The sequence below is a fragment of the Sphingobacterium phlebotomi genome, assembly GCF_008180195.1.
GTDB classification, from domain to species: domain Bacteria; phylum Bacteroidota; class Bacteroidia; order Sphingobacteriales; family Sphingobacteriaceae; genus Sphingobacterium; species Sphingobacterium phlebotomi.
This window is the reverse complement of sequence record NZ_VTAV01000003.1, coordinates 76,024-95,055: the sequence shown is the minus strand read 5'-3', so window position 1 is coordinate 95,055 and position 19,032 is coordinate 76,024. Positions and strand designations below refer to the sequence as shown.

The 19,032-nt window shown below is 45.9% G+C and carries 12 protein-coding genes; 11 read left to right on the top strand and 1 reads right to left on the bottom strand.

Features of this window, described 5'->3' with window-relative positions:
• Positions 1–12 precede the first annotated feature (12 nt).
• The 11 genes from FXV77_RS06730 to FXV77_RS06685 all read left to right on the top strand — a co-directional run bounded on the left by FXV77_RS06730 (position 13) and on the right by FXV77_RS06685 (position 17,626).
• The gene (locus FXV77_RS06730) at positions 13–3,999 is read left to right on the top strand and encodes a hybrid sensor histidine kinase/response regulator transcription factor (RefSeq protein ID WP_148918705.1); all 3,987 of its coding nucleotides are present in this window, start codon (positions 13–15) and stop codon (positions 3,997–3,999) included.
• Positions 4,000–4,065: 66 nt separating this feature from the next.
• Positions 4,066–4,398, top strand: a complete 333-nt coding sequence (locus FXV77_RS06725) for a hypothetical protein (protein WP_148918455.1) — start codon at positions 4,066–4,068, stop codon at positions 4,396–4,398.
• Between the two features lie 11 nt (positions 4,399–4,409).
• The gene (locus FXV77_RS06720; protein ID WP_148918454.1) at positions 4,410–4,691 is read left to right on the top strand and encodes a hypothetical protein; all 282 of its coding nucleotides are present in this window, start codon (positions 4,410–4,412) and stop codon (positions 4,689–4,691) included.
• A 2-nt stretch (positions 4,692–4,693) separates the two neighbouring features.
• A complete protein-coding gene (locus FXV77_RS06715) occupies positions 4,694–6,340 on the top strand; it encodes a PepSY-associated TM helix domain-containing protein (RefSeq protein WP_148918453.1) in 1,647 nt (548 codons plus the stop codon).
• A 127-nt stretch (positions 6,341–6,467) separates the two neighbouring features.
• A complete protein-coding gene (locus FXV77_RS06710) occupies positions 6,468–8,090 on the top strand; it encodes a DUF6377 domain-containing protein (RefSeq protein ID WP_148918452.1) in 1,623 nt (540 codons plus the stop codon).
• 184 nt (positions 8,091–8,274) lie between these two features.
• Positions 8,275–8,805: a DUF5004 domain-containing protein gene (locus FXV77_RS06705; RefSeq protein WP_187444038.1), complete on the top strand. Its 531-nt coding sequence runs from the start codon at positions 8,275–8,277 to the stop codon at positions 8,803–8,805.
• A 2-nt stretch (positions 8,806–8,807) separates the two neighbouring features.
• Positions 8,808–9,905 carry a hypothetical protein gene (locus tag FXV77_RS06700; RefSeq protein ID WP_148918450.1) on the top strand — a complete coding sequence of 366 codons (1,098 nt, stop codon included), beginning with the start codon at positions 8,808–8,810 and terminating at the stop codon, positions 9,903–9,905.
• A 20-nt stretch (positions 9,906–9,925) separates the two neighbouring features.
• Positions 9,926–12,841 carry a SusC/RagA family TonB-linked outer membrane protein gene (locus FXV77_RS06695; RefSeq protein ID WP_187444037.1) on the top strand — a complete coding sequence of 972 codons (2,916 nt, stop codon included), beginning with the start codon at positions 9,926–9,928 and terminating at the stop codon, positions 12,839–12,841.
• A gap of 18 nt (positions 12,842–12,859) precedes the next feature.
• A complete protein-coding gene (locus tag FXV77_RS22030; RefSeq protein WP_187444036.1) occupies positions 12,860–14,374 on the top strand; it encodes a RagB/SusD family nutrient uptake outer membrane protein in 1,515 nt (504 codons plus the stop codon).
• The gene (locus tag FXV77_RS06690) at positions 14,364–15,620 is read left to right on the top strand and encodes a glycoside hydrolase family 71/99-like protein (RefSeq protein WP_148918449.1); all 1,257 of its coding nucleotides are present in this window, start codon (positions 14,364–14,366) and stop codon (positions 15,618–15,620) included. Before FXV77_RS22030 ends, FXV77_RS06690 begins: the two co-directional genes overlap by 11 nt.
• Positions 15,617–17,626 carry a glycoside hydrolase family 97 protein gene (locus FXV77_RS06685; protein ID WP_148918448.1) on the top strand — a complete coding sequence of 670 codons (2,010 nt, stop codon included), beginning with the start codon at positions 15,617–15,619 and terminating at the stop codon, positions 17,624–17,626. The genes FXV77_RS06690 and FXV77_RS06685 overlap by 4 nt, the downstream gene beginning before the upstream one ends.
• A gap of 201 nt (positions 17,627–17,827) precedes the next feature.
• Here the strand turns inward: FXV77_RS06685 and FXV77_RS06680 are convergent, their stop codons facing one another.
• Complete coding sequence (locus FXV77_RS06680) at positions 17,828–19,030, bottom strand: hypothetical protein (protein ID WP_148918447.1); 1,203 nt, start codon at positions 19,028–19,030, stop codon at positions 17,828–17,830.
• Positions 19,031–19,032: the final 2 nt, after the last annotated feature.

Below are 19,032 nucleotides of genomic sequence, written 5' to 3'. Positions count from 1 at the left end.
ATTTAGTCTGTGATGAACTGCTACCAACGAACGATCAAAACCGTATGCATACTGGGTGTCTTTATATGGATTAATCTACCGTTATTTGGTCAGTCCTATAACTTCAGACAGTACCATGTAGAGAATGGATTATCGCACAATACCGTGATGTGTAGTTTACAGGACAAATACGGTTTTATGTGGTTCGGCACCAAAAATGGTCTCAACCGGTTTGACGGTTATCATTTTCGGGTATACCGGCATGATCCGGAGCAAGCCGGTAGTTTTGGTCATAATTTTATACATTCACTGTTGGAAGATAAAAACGGATTTCTTTGGGTGGGGACACTAAAAGGTCTTTATCAATATGACCCTACCCAAGATACCTTTACCTTTGTATCGGAAACCAAAGACAAAGATATTACCAGCTTACAGGCGGATCGGAAGGGGAATATTTGGTTTGTGGCAGCCAATGTATTACAACGGTATAATCCCCAACAGCAAAAACTAGTTGCGTTCGAACATGGTAAGTATGGTGAAATTACCTCGGTTACCATCACCAAGGATGACGAAGTATGGGTTTCTACTGCACGCGGATTTGTACAACGCTACATAAACAACACCGGCAGATTCGAGAGTTTTGATATTTTTAATAACGCCGGCCAAGTATTAACCCGCTGGATAGAAAATATCGAGGACACGGGCGATGGTCAGCTATTTGTAGCTACATCAGGCCAAGGTATTAAGTTGTTTGATCTGACGACTCGGCGATCCACCGATATCCCGATAAGAAATGTGGATAAATCACTCGTCTTCGCCAGAGACTTTTTAAAAACAGGAGATGGTGAATACTGGATGGCAACAGAGTCGGGTATATTTGTTTATCATCTTAAAAATCAACAGTATACCCATTTGCAAAATAGCACCAATAATCCCTATTCGCTCTCCGATAATGCGGTTTATACCTTAACAAAGGACAAAGAAGGTGGTATCTGGTGCGGCACCTATTTCGGCGGATTGAGCTATTACCCGAACCAATACACGCCTTTTGCCACTTACTTTCCCAAATCGGGAGAGAATAGTATTCAAGGCGACGCCGTGCGGGAGATCGTGGAAGATAAAAATGGAAATCTTTGGATCGGTACGGAGGATGCCGGATTGAACAAATTCGATCCTAAAAAGAATACCTTTCAGCACCTTACGACAGCGAATAATGGGCTTTCACATTCCAACATCCATGGCTTGGCAATATACCGGGACCAGTTGTGGATAGGAACTTTTGAACACGGATTGGACGTACTCGATATCCATACCTCCAAGGTTATAAAAAAGTATAAAGCCGGTCCCGCACCGAATCAGTTCAAGCATAATTTTATAGAGAGTTTGCTTAACACGGAGCAAAACGGACTATTGGTGGGTACCGCTTTCGGTTTGTATCGATACCATGCTGATACAGATGATTTTATGTTGTTAAACGAGGTTCCCGGCAACAAGCATTATACGGCTTTATTGGAGGAAGAAGACGGTACCGTTTGGGCCGGAACGCTTCGGGATGGGCTGTACTTCTATAACCGACACACAAATCGATCTGGGGCTTACTTATTCGACGCGAAGGATACCTCCAGCATCAGTAGCAATGAGATCAACGGGTTGTTTATGGACAGTGACCGTAATTTGTGGGTGACGACAGAAAACGGTCTTTGTGTCCTACATCCCGGCTCAACCAGCTTCAGACGATATACTGCAGAAGATAATTTTCCGACAAATACCTTTTATAAGATACTGGAAGATGACGAAAAGAATTTATGGATCAGTACGGGAAAGGGGCTGGTACAGTTTGACCCCGCGACAGGCAAAATACGGACGTATAGCAAATCCAACGGTTTGCTGAGTAACCAGTTTAATTATGGTTCTGCTTTTAAAGATCAGGACGGAACCATGTATTTTGGAAGCTTGAAGGGCATGATCTGCTTTTCTCCGGTATCTTTCCGGGAGAATAACGCGATGTCTAAAGTCTATATTACCGGTTTTCAAATTAACAATAAAGAGGTTGAAGTAGGTGTGGAGGGATCGCCACTGCAGCGCCCGGTTAATTTTACACAAACCATAAAATTAAACCATACACAGTCGAACTTCAGCATCGATTTTGCTGCCCTGGGATTTACCGCGCCCGATATGATTCAATATGCGTTCATGATGGAGGGTATCGACGAGCATTGGACGCATCTCAAAACCAATAGAAAGGTCTATTTTACGGATCTTTCTCCCGGTAGATATACCTTTCTGGTCAAAGCCTCCAACAGCGGTGAAGGCGGAGACCCGGTTACGCAGTTGGAGATTATCATAGTACCGCCCTTTTGGGCAAGTACATCTGCATTCCTTTTATATGCATTGCTACTGGCGGGATTAATCTGGATCATCATACGCCACTACCATAAAAAGATGTTGGTCAGGCATCGTGAAAAAATAGAGCGCTGGGAGGCACAAAAAGAGAAGGAGTTATACCGCTCTAAGATTAATTTTTTTACACAGGTGACCCATGAAATCAGGACACCCCTTACGTTGATCAATGGCCCGTTGGAAGATCTGCTCCAACAGCAGCACCCTGATTCCTCGTCATTCAACGAGCATCTGACAATTATGAAAAAGAATACAGACCGACTTTTAGAGCTTTCGCGTCAGTTATTGGATTTTAGAAAAACGGAGCAGAAGGGATTTAACCTCAGCTTTGTTCAACTGGATGTACACGCACTGGTTCACGAGATATGTGTACGTTTTCAACCCGCGATTGATGAAAGGGCGATTGTCATGAACATGACCGTAGGACATGACCCTTTGCTGGTCTATGCCGATGCGGAGGCATTGACCAAAATTGTGACCAACCTCGTCGATAATGCGCTGAAGTACGCCTCATCAACGGTGCGCATTACCGTTTCCGCAGAGGAGGAGACATTCCAAGTTACCGTGATGAACGACGGCGATCCGATTCCCTATAAGTACCGGGAGAAAATATTTGAACCATTTTATCGTTTAGAAAGTGCCAAAACGAAAACGGGATCTGGTATAGGTCTCTCTTTAGCCAAATCGCTTACCGAATTACATAAGGGCACCTTGGTCCTGCATCCTGATCACAACGGACTGACATGTTTTATACTTTCCCTACCGCGGCAACAGGAACAGCAGTACACGATCGATCGCCAGATTTCCTCTGTCGAAGAAACAGCGATGCCCGAGATAGATTTAGGTATCACAGAGCCTAATCTCCCTGTTATTCTTCTGGTCGAAGATGATCCCGAGGTAAGAGCGTTTACTGGCAACATCCTCAAAAGAGATTTTATCGTTTATACGGCCAATAATGCACAAGCCGCTTTGGATTTATTGGAAGAAGTGAGTGTACAGCTGATTATCAGCGATGTGATGATGCCGGGAATGGACGGCTTTGAACTGTGCGCCTCTATCAAGCAGAACGTCAACCATGCCCATATACCGGTGGTGTTATTGACCGCGAAAAATAGTTTGCAGGCAAAAATCGAAGGATTAGAGGTCGGTGCGGACGCCTACATTGAAAAACCATACTCGCCAGGTCACCTGTTGACTCAAATTGTAAATCTCCTGACGGTAAGGGATAAAATTAAAAACCACTACGCGCAATCTCCCCTAGCTCATATCAAAAGTATGGCTTACAATAAAGCGGATGAAGCTTTCTTGGAAAAGATAAATGATACCATTGTCAAAAACATGTCCAACACGACTTTGGATGTTGATTTTCTGGCCGATGTTATGCACATGAGCCGATCTACCCTTTATCGGAAAACAAAGGCTATTTCGAACTTATCGCCACATGAGCTCATTACTATCACGCGGTTGAAACATGCTGCCTCGTTACTGGCGGAAGGACATTTTAAGATCTTAAAGATCGCATCCGTCACCGGTTTTAATTCGTCGGCACAGTTTGCCCGAAGCTTTGCAAAACAGTTTGGAATGTCACCCTCTGAATATGTGGCTTCGTTAAAAAAATAAGGATTTGTTGCTTTTTTTCGGAAATAAACTATCTTTGCATTTATTTAAATCAAATCTAAATAACAAATGTATAGTTTACTCTTCTTGGTACTCTTTGTCGGCTGTTACATCCTGTATATTACCTCCAAAAAAGCGAAATTGGGCAAGGTTCCGCCGGGCTTTCTGCGGTTGGCACAATCAACGAAAAATGCTAAAATAATAGCTGGCATACTTTTCACGCTGTCCTGGATCGTTGTTATCATCGATCAAGGGTTCGGATCAGGGACTTTTGCCTTTGGTGGTTATATCATGACGGCACTCTGTATCGTTGTATTAATTAATCCTTTGCAGTACCTGCACTGGAAACACCTATTGGTACTTTTTGTTTTATCTATTCTTTTCGAAACCTTCATCTTTTAGTTCATTTCTCCATGCCTGCAAATAAAAAATATTTAAGCAGTCCTTTCCAGCGCTTTCTAAAAATCACCGGCGGTTTCGTAGGGGGATATCTTGTGATGCTGAGCTTTCATTTAATGCTCACCTGTATATTCGCGAACAAGGATATCGTTATCACTGCCTATTTATCGGGCTATGTACTTTGGGCTGTTCTTCTTTTATATGCCTTTCTGGCAAAGAACGGTTGGTGGGTCTGGCTTATATATACCGTATTGACCGTCGTTTTTTACCTCTTATTCCATTTTCTACACGCCTAACCATGAACATACGCAATTACAATATTTATTTCAATACACATACGATCAGTGGTATTATTATCTGTGCTTTATTATATGTGATCTTTTTTGCGGGTTCGTTCTCTTTCTTCAAGCATGAGATGCGCGCCTGGCAACATGGGGTTTCGTATGAGGCGAACAAGGGGGTTGGGAAAGACTTTGATTTCCTGCTGGATTCGCTCCGGCAGACGCATAACCTGCAAGGGCGTGACATCGCCTTCTACCTGCAGCCCCATTCGCTTGGGGCTTCGGTAAACATGAGCGTATCCAAGGATACGACGGTAAGCAAACCTCAGCAAGCACCAGCAGAAGGGCAACGACGTGGACGGCGTGGCGGTGGCGATGCCACGTTCTTCTACTATGATTTTCATCAAGAACGGGCGAGTACGTACGCAGAAAGTTACGATATGGGTGAATTTCTATATCGTTTGCATTTCCTGGCACAGCTAAATCAAGTTCCTATCCGGATCGGTATGCCGTTTGGATATACACTCGCTGGATTAGTGTCTTTTCTTTTTCTCTTTGCATTGATTACTGGATTATTGTTGCATTGGGATAAAATTGTATCCAACTTTTTTATTTTCCGACCGTGGAGCAAATGGAAAACGGTATGGACGGATATGCATACTGCACTGGGTGTCATCGGGTTCCCCTTCCAGTTTATCTTTGCGCTTACTGGTATTATTCTGATCGTGAATTGGGTGCTCGTGAAACCGCTTAGCAATTACTTATACGAGGGCAAAGAGCAAGCGCTTTATGCGGATTTAGGTTTCTCGGACGGTGCAACTTATGAATACTTGTATAAGCCTATCGATCAGGATTTCAGCATGCAATCGTACCTCGCGGAACTGGAACAAAAATGGGGGGGCAGTACCTTTAGCCGCATCTTCATCAAAAATTATGGCGATGAAAGCATGCACCTGATTGTACAAGCGAAACCGGATCCGAAGCTTAATTTTTCGGGTGAGGGAAAGGCAATATATCGCATTCACGATCATGCTTTGATTTATGAGAAGGATCCGCATACGGCATCTTCTTACAAGGATAAGGTCTCGAGTATCATCTACCACTTACACTTTGGCGATTTCGGGGGGTACCCGGTGAAGATTACCTTCTTTATTTTGGGTATCATGGGCTGTATTGTTATCATCTCCGGTATCTTGATCTGGTTGGTAGCGCGGGATAAGAAAAATGTGCCTAAGCGAAAACGGGTTTTCAACTTCTGGGCAAGCAATGTCTTTGTGGCGATATGTCTGACCATGCTGCCCGTAACGGCACTGACGTTTATCGCGGTTAAGGTTTATCCGGAAGTGAATCAAGAATTTATCTATTCCGTCTATTTTTATAGCTGGTTGGTTTTATCGATTTTTTATGTGGCACGAAGAAATCTTCGGGCTACCAATAAAGAGACCCTCTTGTCAGGGGCCATATTGGGGTTGTGCATTCCCGTGGTAAACGGGATCTATGGGGGTAATTGGATTTGGAAGACGTTTATCAGTGGCGAGACGGATATTTTGTTTTTTGACCTGTTGTGGATAGCTATTGCGGTTGTGGCGCTAATTGCGTTTGTGAAGATTCAGCGGGATGGTATAAAAGAGGACAAAAAAAGATTGAAGCCGATTACGAAGTAAAAAAAGGAAGGACTCCCTTATATACCGATAGATTTATTATGTTTGTATTGCTACTTCTGAGATAGCTGCTACCGATATCATGACCAGGCCGCTATGAATCAGTTCAAGGAACTTTTTGAGAGAAATTATGCGATTTTACATAGCGATTTTGATGGTATTATGGGGTGGAGTAAACAACCTTTTGGCCAATAGTATAAATGACAGGCTGACGACGTTGTTATCCCAGCTCGATCGGGAAATCCTAAAAAGCGACCAGTATCAAGCCGAGAAGGAAACGCATATCGATCACCTGAAACGTGAACTTGCTGACGCTAGCCTCGGGACAGAAAAACGTTATAAACTTATCCGGGGGATTACAGAAGCCTATGCCTACTACCGCTGCGATTCTGCTAAGGTATACGCGATACATCAGCTGCAAACCGCGGAGGCATCCCAAAAACAGGAATGGGTCAACGACAGTAAAATACAATTGGCTTCTATCTTATTTAAGATAGCCATGTTTGACGCCTCTTTGGGGTATTTAAAAGATTTAGAAGTCGATCAGCTTTCTGAACAACAACGGACAAACTACTATAAAGCGTATTACGAAGCACACACCTTTTGGCTGGAATATTATGATGACGGATATGCGGACACGGCCATGACGGCTGCCCGTGATCGTTATTACGAATTGTTTCTACAAAGTCTTTCCAGAGACTCCCATGATTATATCACGTATTATGGTATTAAACAGATTAATGACGGAGAGTGGCAAAAAGCCGAAAAGATACTCCAGTTTCATTTACCGAATGTAGCCGTTGGTACACGGTCTTACTCCATACTCAACTCTGTGCTCGGCTTTTTATACCGCACACGCCAAGATACCAAAACAAGTAAAGCGCATTTAGCCTTATCTGCCATATCCGATATCCGTGGAAATATCATGGAAAATGCTTCACTGCGCGAATTGGCAGAGCTGCTCTACGCGGCGGGCGACCTGGAACGTGCCAATCGCTATATTTTGAAAAGTATGGAAGACGCCAACTTCTACAATGCCCGTATCCGCAACTTTCAGACCTTACGGGTACTACAGGTCATTAATAAGGCCTACGAAGCAAACCAGCATGCCCAACGAAAAGAACTTCGGCAACAGCTTGGTGTGATCAGCTTATTGTCCGTCGTATTGATGGTGGGTATCTTCTTTATTGTCTTACAGGTTAGAAAGGTGTCCAAAGCTAAAAAGGAGGTCGGTATCGCGAATGATCAACTTCAGAAAAAGAATATTGCACTGGGGGAAGCAAACCGTATTAAGGAGGAGTATATTGGTCATTTTCTAGAGCTCTGCTCACTCTACATCGAAAAGTTGGACAAATACCAGAAAAAACTCTTTAATAAGGCTAAAACGGGCAACACCGACGAATTGGTGAAGATGATTAAATCTACCCAAGTCGTCAACGAAGAACGTACTGCATTTTTCGAAAAATTTGATGATTCCTTTCTCCGTTTATTTCCCGATTTCGTCCAGCAGTTTAATAACCTCATGCCCGACGGCGAAAAAGTCATGTTAAAACCAAACGAAAAACTAACCACCGAATTACGGATTTTTGCGCTAATACGACTTGGGATTAACGACAGCAACAAAATTGCAGAGTTCCTGCACTATTCGCTGGCAACCATTTACAATTATCGGTCCCGTTATCGCAATAAATCATGCGTATCAAGAGATGAATTTGAGGCAGAAATTATGAAAATAGGCACCAACAATCTCTGATGACGGTTCTTGAATAGTTATATTTTTCAGTCCTCCTAATTTAATAATAAGCTGATTTAAAGCTTCTTAAAAAGAACATCAAGCCATATTACTTATATTTATTTTCTGACGTTCGGTTTCGCTTGATAATCGCGGTAACTTGGCTCCGAGTTAAATGTCTAACCTTTATAAATTTTTGAACACTATGCGTACAAAACAATGTCTTTTATGGCTTTGCTACAGTTGTATCTTATGGCTGTCGGCCTGCACAAAACTGGACAATGGCGACTATGTAATGCCGATTACCCTTTATGAAAAACTACAGGGAACCTGGACCCTTACCGACCTAAAACAGATTGACGAGACAGCAAAAATAGCAGGCCTCAAACCGGACGAAATGAGCCTTTATAATCAATTTGATTTTAACACGTTACAGATCGTTCTTGAAACCGATGACGATGGTATCCCAACCATCTATCAAGTTACCGGAAATGCACCTGTTTTATTTGAAACCAACGGATTCTGGGAACTGGAAAATCCGTTTCCGATGGCCGATGGCTCCGCACCGATAATACAACTATACCGTGACGCCGAAAAATCCATCTTAACGGGAAAGCTACACGTCGTGGGTATGCCCGGAGCATCGCCACAGATGGAATTGAAGCTTACACGAAGCCAAGCCGGCGTACCCTATGTTTCTTACCTCTATCAATTGACAGACCTTAACCTGAAATGAATATGAACAAGCTAATTTTAATACTATTTATGGGGATGATGTGCATGGCTCCGTTTGCCAAAGGGCAGCAGGCTATCGCTGATCCCGACCGTATGTGGACGGTGCCTTCGGTATATACTATGGATGAACCGGTTACCTGGAATTTTGATTTCGCCAGTGCCGAACAACTTAGTGACGGTGAGCCACTATACCTGTGGATATGGGCGCCCACTAACCCTACCGGAGCCCCTATCCCCCTGACCTATAGCGGCGAAAGGGTATGGAGCATTACCTTTACACCGACCGATTTTTTCGGCATGACCGTTGAACAATTATGGGCGAATACCGAAAATTTCTTTTTCCTGCTACGGGACATCGACGCCAATAAACTGACGGGCACCCTATCTTTTCCTAAACAGGATGCCGTAAAAAGCTTTGTCGAAAGTGGTGAACAGTTTGCTTTTGCACCGTCTGATTTCCAATTGGGCAGTACGCTCAGTATCCTGTTTAACGCGAACCTGGTACCAGACTTCTTACCGGCTCCGGCTAGCGTACACCTGCATGCCGGACTGAACGACTGGGACGCGAAGCAGGAATTTCAGGCCTGGTTGCCCGATATTAGAGAAAAAACAGCCTTTCGGCATATCGGCAATGGGATATACAAAAAAGATATTATCCCGGAAAGTTATTTCGGGGTGACAGACGAATATGAAATGGAAAACTTCGTGTTTCTGGCCGTAAAATACAACGGAAATGACGCCCAACCCGACTGGGCGGGAGCCTCTCCAGATTTTCGGATTATTGCGCCAGGCGTACCGGAACCATTACCACCGGCATTATCCTTTTTCCCACTCAAAATAAGTGCTCGGGACGTATTGGTCATCACGCGTGACAATAACATTCGAGGGCAGCGTTTAAGCTATACCATCACGGGAGGAAGCAAGACCATCAGCGGTAACTTGGAAGGAAACATGGCCAGACAACGGGCATATATCAATATACAAAAAGAATTTTCGGAACAAACTATCGATAAAATCCATCTACTGATAAAAGATCAGAACGGGGTAGCTATCTATAACCAAGATATGCCCCTAATGAAGGAAGATGACTTGCTACAATAGACAATCATAAATCTTTACGAATGAAATTAATAAAATCTTTAGGATGGTCCGTAGGCCTGTTAGTCTGCCTCATCCAATTTGCATACGCCCAACAGATATCCGTCATCTCCGGCACGGTTGTCGATCAGGAACAGTCACCTTTAGAAGGGGTGAGTATCACAGCAGCATCGGGAACCACCACCGTTACGGATATCCATGGCCGTTTTACGCTTGCCGTATCGGCCTCGGAGTGGCTGACCTTCACCCATATAAAATATCACAGCACCAAGGCTCAAGCCCGCAGCGAGATGCAGGTACGTCTGGAACCCACAACGACCACACTGGAGGAGGTGGTGGTCGTGGGTGTAGGCTACGGTACGATGCGCCGGTCGGACTTAACAGGCGCAATCTCCTCGGTATCGGCCAAAGACTTTAGACAAGGCGTGATCACATCGGCAGAACAACTGCTGCAAGGCAAAGTAGCGGGTCTTACCGTGACGCAGCCGAGCGGCGATCCGATTCAGGGGTCGGCCATGCGGCTCCGAGGAGGAACTTCGTTATCTGCCAGCAACAGTCCGCTGGTGGTCGTCGACGGAATCCCCGGTGTAGACATGAACACGGTACAGCCGAGTGAGATTGTCTCCATTGACGTACTAAAAGATGCATCCGCCGCCGCCATATATGGTTCTCGTGGCGCCAATGGGGTCATTATCGTGACGACTAACCGGGAGGGCGAGCGACGGACCATGAGCTATAACGGCTATGTGGCCGTGGGTAATGCAGCTAACCAACTTGATCTTCTTTCTGCAGATCAATGGCGTGCCTATGTCCGGGAAAATGAATTATCCGGCGCCGTCGATTATGGTGCGGATACAGATTGGGTGGACGAACTGCAGCGTACCGCGATAACCAACTTCCACAGCTTATCGTTTACCAGTGGAAGTAAAGAAAGCGGCGTAAACGGCGCATTCAGCTATTTGGACGCACAGGGTGTTATCCACAACAGTTCATTGGGTCGCCTCGCCGGAAGTTTGTCCGGATACCAGTATGGACTAAATAACCGGTTGAAGATCGAAGCAGGTATACATGCAAACAGGGATCAATACCACCCTATAGATCTAGGTATATTTGAGCGCGCTTACAACCTTAATCCCACACTTCCGGTTATGCAGAATGGTGCCTATACGCAGATTGGCGGAACAAATGCCAACAACCCCGTCGAAATTCTACATACACGGCAAGACGACCAAACCCGCAACAGGTTACTGGCCTTCGGTAAAGCAGAAGCTGACTTGGGCCGGGGGTTGAAAGCAACCGTGAATGGCTCCTATGAGTACAATTCACAGCAAGGCCGATTCTACCAGAACGCGGATTCATTCAACGGACGTACGGACAAAGGTTATGGCAGACGCAACTTAGGCGATTACAGCAACCTCCAGTTGGAGTCTTTCTTAACATACGACAAGACCCTTAACGAAGTCCACCAATTGAACGCATTGGCAGGTTATTCTTATCTTCAAAATACCTACGAAGGTTTTGGTGCAGAGCGTCGGGGATTCGACACCGACTTATTCCACTATAACAATATTGGTTCAGGTAGTGATTTTCGGCTTGGGGATGTATATTCGTATAAAGGACAGGCCAAACTGATCTCTTTTTTTGGACGTGTAAACTATTCGTATGACAGCCGGTATATGTTTACCGCTACCTTGAGAAGGGATGGTTCTTCCCGCTTCGGCGCAAATCACAAATGGGGGCTTTTTCCTTCAGCATCGGCGGCTTGGCGGCTGACGGAGGAATCTTTTATGGCAGATACACGCGGTTGGCTCGATAATTTAAAATTGCGTGTGGGATATGGCGTGACCGGAAATCAAGATGGCATCGGCGAATATAGATCGCTTTCACTGATGGGCACGGGTGGCGGTGCTTATTATGACCAGGCCAGTGACACTTGGAAACAGTCGTACGGAATTGTACAGAACCCAAATCCGGAACTCCGATGGGAATCGACCGCACAGACAAATTTTGGGTTAGACATCGCTTTTTTGGGGCGATTTAATGCCACGTTCGATGCCTATATCAAAAAGACCTCCGATCTGCTCTATACGTATAATGTGCCACAGCCACCTTACCTATATGATAAAATGCTGGCGAATGTTGGGGATCTCACCAACCGGGGAATAGAGTTGACCTTAGGTGCCAACATCGTCCGAAATGACAAATTCACCTGGAATGCAAATGTGGTGATGGCCAGAAACGTACAGAAAGTAGATCGCCTATCGAACGAACTATACCAGACCGATGCGGTTCCTTCAGGTAATCTTCATGGTCTGACAGGCATGTCAGGCATGTATACACAACTGCTCAAAGAGGGGTATGCCGTAGGGACATTCTGGGGGCCGAAGTTTCTGGGCATTGACGAGGAAGGTAAATTTATATTGGAAACCGGGGAAGATGGTGAAGTCATCCAGCAGTATCTCGGCAACGCGCAACCAAAAATGATGCTTGGTTTTGCGATGGATATGACCTATCGGAATTTTGATTTCAATGTTGCTGCAAACGGTATGTTTGGTCAAAAAATCCTGAACGCACAAGCCATGAATATCAGTTATCCGGGTAGAATGCCCGGTTATAACGTGCTGGATTCCTGGGTAGGAACCACGATTACCGAAGGACCGGTATTCTCCGACTACTGGATAGAAGACGGCAGTTTTTTACGACTGCAGTCGGTTTCCTTAGGTTACACGCTGCCTGTTAATCCAACTTGGTTCAGCCGTGCCAGAATATATATGACGGGAGAGAATCTATTTACGATTACGGGATATCAAGGATTAGACCCTGAGGTCAACTTCAGCGGCCTGGCCAGCCCCGGAATAGATAAATCGCTAGGGGAAGGTGATAACTACTATTACCCCCGGGCAAGAACCTTCACGTTAGGAATCAATTTATCTTTTTAGCTTTTAACACGAAAAACCATGAATTTTAAACTACCGATATATTTACTTGGACTGCTGGGGTTAGTCACCTCCTGTACAGATCTGTCCGAAGAGCTTTACGACCGTGTGCAATCGTCTGATTACGGAACAACACCACAGGAGATCGAAACGATTGTAGGACGCGCCTATTCATCGCTCCGCGGTGGTGCGTCAGACGGTGTCAATTTCTATCCAACGAGCGAATTTGTCTTTTTTGTTTCGGCCGTAGCGTCTGATGAATGTGTGATCCCGACAAGGGTAGGCGGAGACTGGTACGATGACGGAGCTTATATCGAACTGCAACGGCACAACTGGCGACCGGAAAACCCAAAACTTTGGGCTCCCTGGAAGTACTGTTACAATGGCATCGCTTCCGCTAACGCCATTCTTTATCAAGTAGAACAATCCGGACTGGACGCGGCGACTGCACGTCCATTGTACGCGGAACTCAAAACCCTCCGGGCATATTATTATTATCAGTTGCTCGATCTCTATGGAAATGTGCCATTGGATACCACCTACGTAGTGCTTGAAGCCCCGGGCACGTCACCACGCCAAGAGGTATTTGAGTTTGTAGAAAGAGAACTGAAAAACAATGTGGACTACCTCCCTGAACAGGCTTATGGCCGGTTTACACAAGATGCTGCCCATCTGTTGCTGGCGCGTTTATACCTCAATGCCGAAGTCTATACGGGCCGTCCACGCTGGGAAGATTGTTTGACGGCATGTGGTCGTATTTCGGGACAATTGGAGCCAGACTATTTTTCCAATTTTAAGACCGCCAACCAGACTTCCCGAGAGATTATCTTCGCCGTCCCTTATGATAGTAAAGCCGGGACTGTGGGCAATTACCTGGCTTCGATGACCTACCACTATGAACAACGCTGGGCATTCTCGGCAACAGGTGATTACCAATGGTGTGGGAACGGTATCGCGGCGCAACCCGGCCTGTATTCGGCATTTGAAGAGAAAGACATACGGCGTAATGCTTTATTGGTGGGTCCACAGATCGATTTACGTACGGGTTCTACGATCATCATGCCTGCGTCGGGCAATCCATTAGTCTACACGGAAGAAATCAGCGGCCTGACAGAGGCCGCCCAAAATGAAGGAGCCCGGCTGAGCAAATATGAGGATAAAGCAGGAGATGCCTGGGAGCGGGATTACGATCTCGTGCTGATGCGCTATGCCGAAGTATTACTCACGCAGGCCGAATGCCACATCCGGCTGGGAAATGCGGCAGCGGCAAGACCTTTTATCGAACAAGTCAGAATCAGGGCCGGCCTGGAAACGCCTTCGAACGTCGATCTGGCCTTTATTGATCAGGAACGAAGACGGGAACTGGTATTTGAAGGACATCGCCGCACAGACAATATCCGTTTCGGTACGTTTTTCCAAGCTTGGTGGGAAAAAGGTGCCGATGCGGCAGACAAGCATACGGCCATCTTTCCGATCCCACAGCAGGAATTGGCGCGAAACAACAAATTAGATCAAAACCCCGGCTATGTACGCTAGTATGACACGTATAAAACTGATCGTGTTGCTGCTGTTTGCCACGTTCACGCAAGCGTGTAGTAAAAACGATGTAAAGGATAGCAATCCTACGGATGACGACCTACAGGTGCTCGACGCGAAAGATGTCCAAAAAACGAACCCCATGGAGCTTTGGGCACATTATATGCCTTGGTTCGAAGATAAAGCGTCGAGCGGCACAGGCAATTGGGGCATGCACTGGACGATGGCAAACCGTAACCCGGATCTGCTGAATGCGGATGGCAAGCGCCAGATAGCAGCGCATTATTACCCGCTGATCGGTCCGTATGCGTCCAATGACCGCGATGTATTGGAGTATCATTTCCTGCTGATGAAATATGCAGGTATCGACGGAATATGGATTGACTGGTACGGCACGCGGGATCTGCATGACTATCCGCTCAACCTACGCAACACCGAGATCATCGTAGACGTGATTAAAAAAGTGGGTCTGAAATATGCCATTGTATACGAAGACCAGACTTTGCGAGACGACCTGTCCACAGATGGCCAGCGTATGACACAGGCTATTGCGGACATGCGGTATATGCAATCCCATTTTTTTAATGATGACGCCTATTTTCGGCAAGACGGGAAACCGGTGCTGCTAACCTTCGGTCCACAGATCCTGACATCTCCTTCCACTTGGTCCATGGTGTTGGGCAGTATTCCGGTCAAGCCCGTTTTCTATACCTTATATCATCATTCCGAAAGGGCGCATAATGAAGCTCACCCGAATACGGCCGGTGAATTTCTTTGGGTAGACGCTACTTCGATGGAAGATAAATATGCACACCGCCCAGCTGGCGGCACCTTGCTTGGCGGAGCCTATCCCGGCTTCCATGACTATTATCGGGAAGGCGGATGGGGAGATCAAGTGCTATCCCCCATCGCGCATGAACAGGGACACCTCTTCGACCAACTGCTTACGATGGCTGCAGCTAAAAATATGGCGCACCTGCAGTTGATTACCTGGAACGATTTCGGTGAGGGGACAATGATTGAGCCGACGGAAGAGTTTGGGTTCACGTTTCTCGAAACTTTACAGCGCTTTTCTGGCGTATCCTATGACCAAAAAACGTTAGAAAATATCTGGCAGTACTACAAACTGAAGAAAACGTATGCGCAGGATCCAGTAAAACAGCGACAACTTTTACAAGCATTTTATTACTACATCGCCTTGCAGGAGGATAAGGCGATGGCCATTATCAATCCGTTAAAAAAATGAGAATAAGTAACTTTCTACTGGTGGCTCTGTGCTCTTTTACCATAACCGTCTCTTCATGCAAGAAACACCTTCATCACATCACGTCCCCCGATGGGGCGATTGAGGTAGCGGTGGGTACAGATGACGGACACGTATATTACACCGTAAAAAAGAAGGGCCAACTGCTGCTCGATACTTCTTTTTTAGGCTTTCAACTTAAAGACGGGCCGTTTGACCACGGATTTGAAATTACCCATATTACGCACCGTTCTTTTTCCGATCGTTGGGAGCAAATTTGGGGGGAGGAGCTGACGGTCGAGAACAACTACCGGGAGATGCAGGTCGATCTGCAGGAAGCCAGCGGGAAAAGCCGAAAACTCCGGGTGGTATTTCGCGTGTTCGACGATGGGTTAGGCTTCCGGTACGAGTTTCCGGAGCAGCCTAACCTACAGGAATTTGTGATCTTGGATGAGCGCACGGAGTTTAATTTTGCAGCCAATAACCAAGCATGGTCTATCCCCTATGGCTCCAATTACTACGAAGCACTCTACACACGGCGTACACTGCACGAGTTGGATACGGTGTGCACGCCTTTGACGATACAGACGACTGACAGCATCTTTATGGCTTTACATGAGGCCAACTTGACGGATTATGCAGCGATGAATGTCATGTCTGATGGAAAAACCAACCGCTTAAAAGTGTTTCTTACACCTTGGTCGAATGGCGACAAAGTAAGAACACAAGCGCCGAGCGTCACACCATGGCGAACGTTGGTCATTGCTGATAGTGCCGGCGAGCTAGTGTTATCGCGCCTTATGTTGAATCTCAATGAACCTTCCAAGATTAAGGACACCTCTTGGCTCCGTCCCGGTCGCTATATGGGTATCTGGTGGGATATGCACATGGGTCGTTATACCTGGGAAGTGGGGCCAAAACACGGTGCGACGACGGAAAACACAAAACGTTACCTTGATTTCGCATCAAAGCACGGCTTTTCAGGGGTATTGGTAGAAGGCTGGAACACCGGATGGGAAAACGACTGGACACAAGAAGGCGATCAGTTTAACTTCACCGCAGCGTATCCAGATTTCGATATCGAAGACGTGACCTCGTATGCAAAGCGTAAGGGTGTAGTGCTCATCGGCCATCACGAAACCGGCGGTGCCGTAGGCAATTACGAACAGCAGGTCGACAGTGCATTTGCTTGGTATCAAAAACACGGAGTATCTATTGTCAAAACGGGCTATGTGAGTCCACTACTGGATGGAGTCGAACGGCACAGTAGCCAATACGGTGTACGCCACTTCCGTAAGGTCATCGAAACAGCCGCTAAATATCAGATCATGATCGACAATCATGAGCCGGTCATGCCCACGGGGTTACAGCGCACCTATCCCAACCTCATGACACAGGAGGGTGTACGCGGTCAGGAATGGGATGCATGGGACCCCGCTGGAGGAAACCCGCCCGACCACACGACGATTATCCCCTTTACACGTGGCCTGGCAGGGCCGATGGATTTCACACCGGGCACTTTTGATTTTGAGAATCCTATCTATCCGCAAACACGGGTCGAAACAACATTGGCTAAGCAATTGGCTTTATCGGTGGTGCTTTATAGCCCACTACAGATGGCTTCCGACAGACTAGAAAGTTATGAACGTTTTCCGGACGCGTTTTCCTTTATCACTTCTTGCCCCGCCAGCTGGGCTGAAACGTTGGTGCCTCACGCGGCTATCGGTACGCATATTACCGTTGCGCGTAAAGACCGCGCGTCGGACGATTGGTACATCGGCAGCATCACCAATGGCGAAGCTCGACAGCTTACATTACCGCTCGATTTTTTGGACGACAATGTACCGTATCAATTGACGATTTACCGGGATGGACCGCAGGCTGATTATGAACGTAATCCTTACGATTACGTTATCGAAGAACGTGACGTAGACGCTACGCAAACATTGACGTTACATTTAGCGCGAGGAGGTGGAGCAGCTTTACGATTCCATCCTTTGTCGCCTTAATATTCCTATTTTTTTTTCTATGGTGAAGAGCTGTATATACAGCGGTAATTGGATATGGAAAACTTTTGCTAGCGGCGAAACCGATATCTTGTTTCTTGATCTATTGTGATAGCTATCGCGGTTGTGGTGCTGATTGCGTTTGTGAAAAGGCCGTACCCCATAACCGGGGACGGCCTTTCACATGAAACCAACAATAGGTAATTACTTCAATTTGTTAATATGGTACACCTGCGTTACGCCAGGATCGATCTCAGCACCTTTCTTCACGGTATTTGTCGCTACATTGTATTCATAGATAAACCATTTCGATTCGGTTGTTTTAACACCGGTGTATAAGTTTCCATCTTCTATCAAATTGATAGAGCTTTTCGCTTCTCCTCCGGTCATCTCATCCAAGTTCGCCACGATTTTTCTATTGGCTACATCGATGACATAAGGTCTTATATACGCTTTTCCATCGCCTAACCAAGAAAGGTCACCCCCTCTTACAGCGTAATCTTTCAAATCGAAGATATAGTCTTTGTCAAATTCTGTTGCGCCGTTATTGACACGGAGTAGCGCATAGGTACCATCAGTTTTCCCTCTGGTCAGGACATATAGGTTATTATTGCCGTCCAAAAACGAATAATTTTCGCGTTGCCAATGACCGGCTACATAGCTTGCCCGATCATCGCTCATAATATGTCCGTTTTCCATACTCGGATAATCACAGATATACACATATGCGTGTTGGTTCACCGGCTTGTAATCGAACGTATAGTAGAACAATCCGAAATAAGCTTTCCCGTCGCTAATACGTGCACTGGTGACATTGAGAATGGTTGGATCGACCGTTCCATCTGGTTTGTACACCGTATAATCCAAGGTTGGAATCTGAGCTTTTAACGTCTTATTGATCGTCATGTCCTTTGTATTCATAAAGTAAATGTCTTTTTCAAATACTTTCTTTTCCGGGTCAGGATCGCTGGCACCTGTTGACGTAAAAACAATTTCGTCTGTTGTGCTGAATTGGCTCGCAACTTTTCCAAGATAGAAGGCTGATGGAAAAGCATAATTATCCACCTCTACAAGCTCATCTCCTTTTTCGTTGATTTGCAGTTTACTGAAACGTGTGCCGTCATTGGACATGTAATAGTAACCGTTAAAGAAATAAGCGTATCCTGCGTAGCGTGCCTGCGGAAGGTAACCGGTGATATCGATCCCTTGATTATTCTGCGGAGACAACAACGTGTCTTTCATGATCTCGTCGGTCGTCAGTAGATACGATCCGTTTTCTGTGGCTACCCATACGGCATACTCGGAGTCTTCAACGCCTGGGCCATCTGGAACATTCGGGCTATCTTCACATGCCGAGAATAGGATTGTTGCAAGAGCAACATATCCAAATAGTCTGTTTTTCTTCATAT

Coding starts and splice junctions, on each gene's coding strand:
- FXV77_RS06730 (WP_148918705.1), top strand. CDS start 13: ATGAACTGCTACCAACGAACGATCAAAACCGTATGCATACTGGGTGTC.
- FXV77_RS06725 (WP_148918455.1), top strand. CDS start 4,066: ATGTATAGTTTACTCTTCTTGGTACTCTTTGTCGGCTGTTACATCCTG.
- FXV77_RS06720 (WP_148918454.1), top strand. CDS start 4,410: ATGCCTGCAAATAAAAAATATTTAAGCAGTCCTTTCCAGCGCTTTCTA.
- FXV77_RS06715 (WP_148918453.1), top strand. CDS start 4,694: ATGAACATACGCAATTACAATATTTATTTCAATACACATACGATCAGT.
- FXV77_RS06710 (WP_148918452.1), top strand. CDS start 6,468: ATGCGATTTTACATAGCGATTTTGATGGTATTATGGGGTGGAGTAAAC.
- FXV77_RS06705 (WP_187444038.1), top strand. CDS start 8,275: ATGCGTACAAAACAATGTCTTTTATGGCTTTGCTACAGTTGTATCTTA.
- FXV77_RS06700 (WP_148918450.1), top strand. CDS start 8,808: ATGAACAAGCTAATTTTAATACTATTTATGGGGATGATGTGCATGGCT.
- FXV77_RS06695 (WP_187444037.1), top strand. CDS start 9,926: ATGAAATTAATAAAATCTTTAGGATGGTCCGTAGGCCTGTTAGTCTGC.
- FXV77_RS22030 (WP_187444036.1), top strand. CDS start 12,860: ATGAATTTTAAACTACCGATATATTTACTTGGACTGCTGGGGTTAGTC.
- FXV77_RS06690 (WP_148918449.1), top strand. CDS start 14,364: ATGTACGCTAGTATGACACGTATAAAACTGATCGTGTTGCTGCTGTTT.
- FXV77_RS06685 (WP_148918448.1), top strand. CDS start 15,617: ATGAGAATAAGTAACTTTCTACTGGTGGCTCTGTGCTCTTTTACCATA.
- FXV77_RS06680 (WP_148918447.1), bottom strand. CDS start 19,030: ATGAAGAAAAACAGACTATTTGGATATGTTGCTCTTGCAACAATCCTA.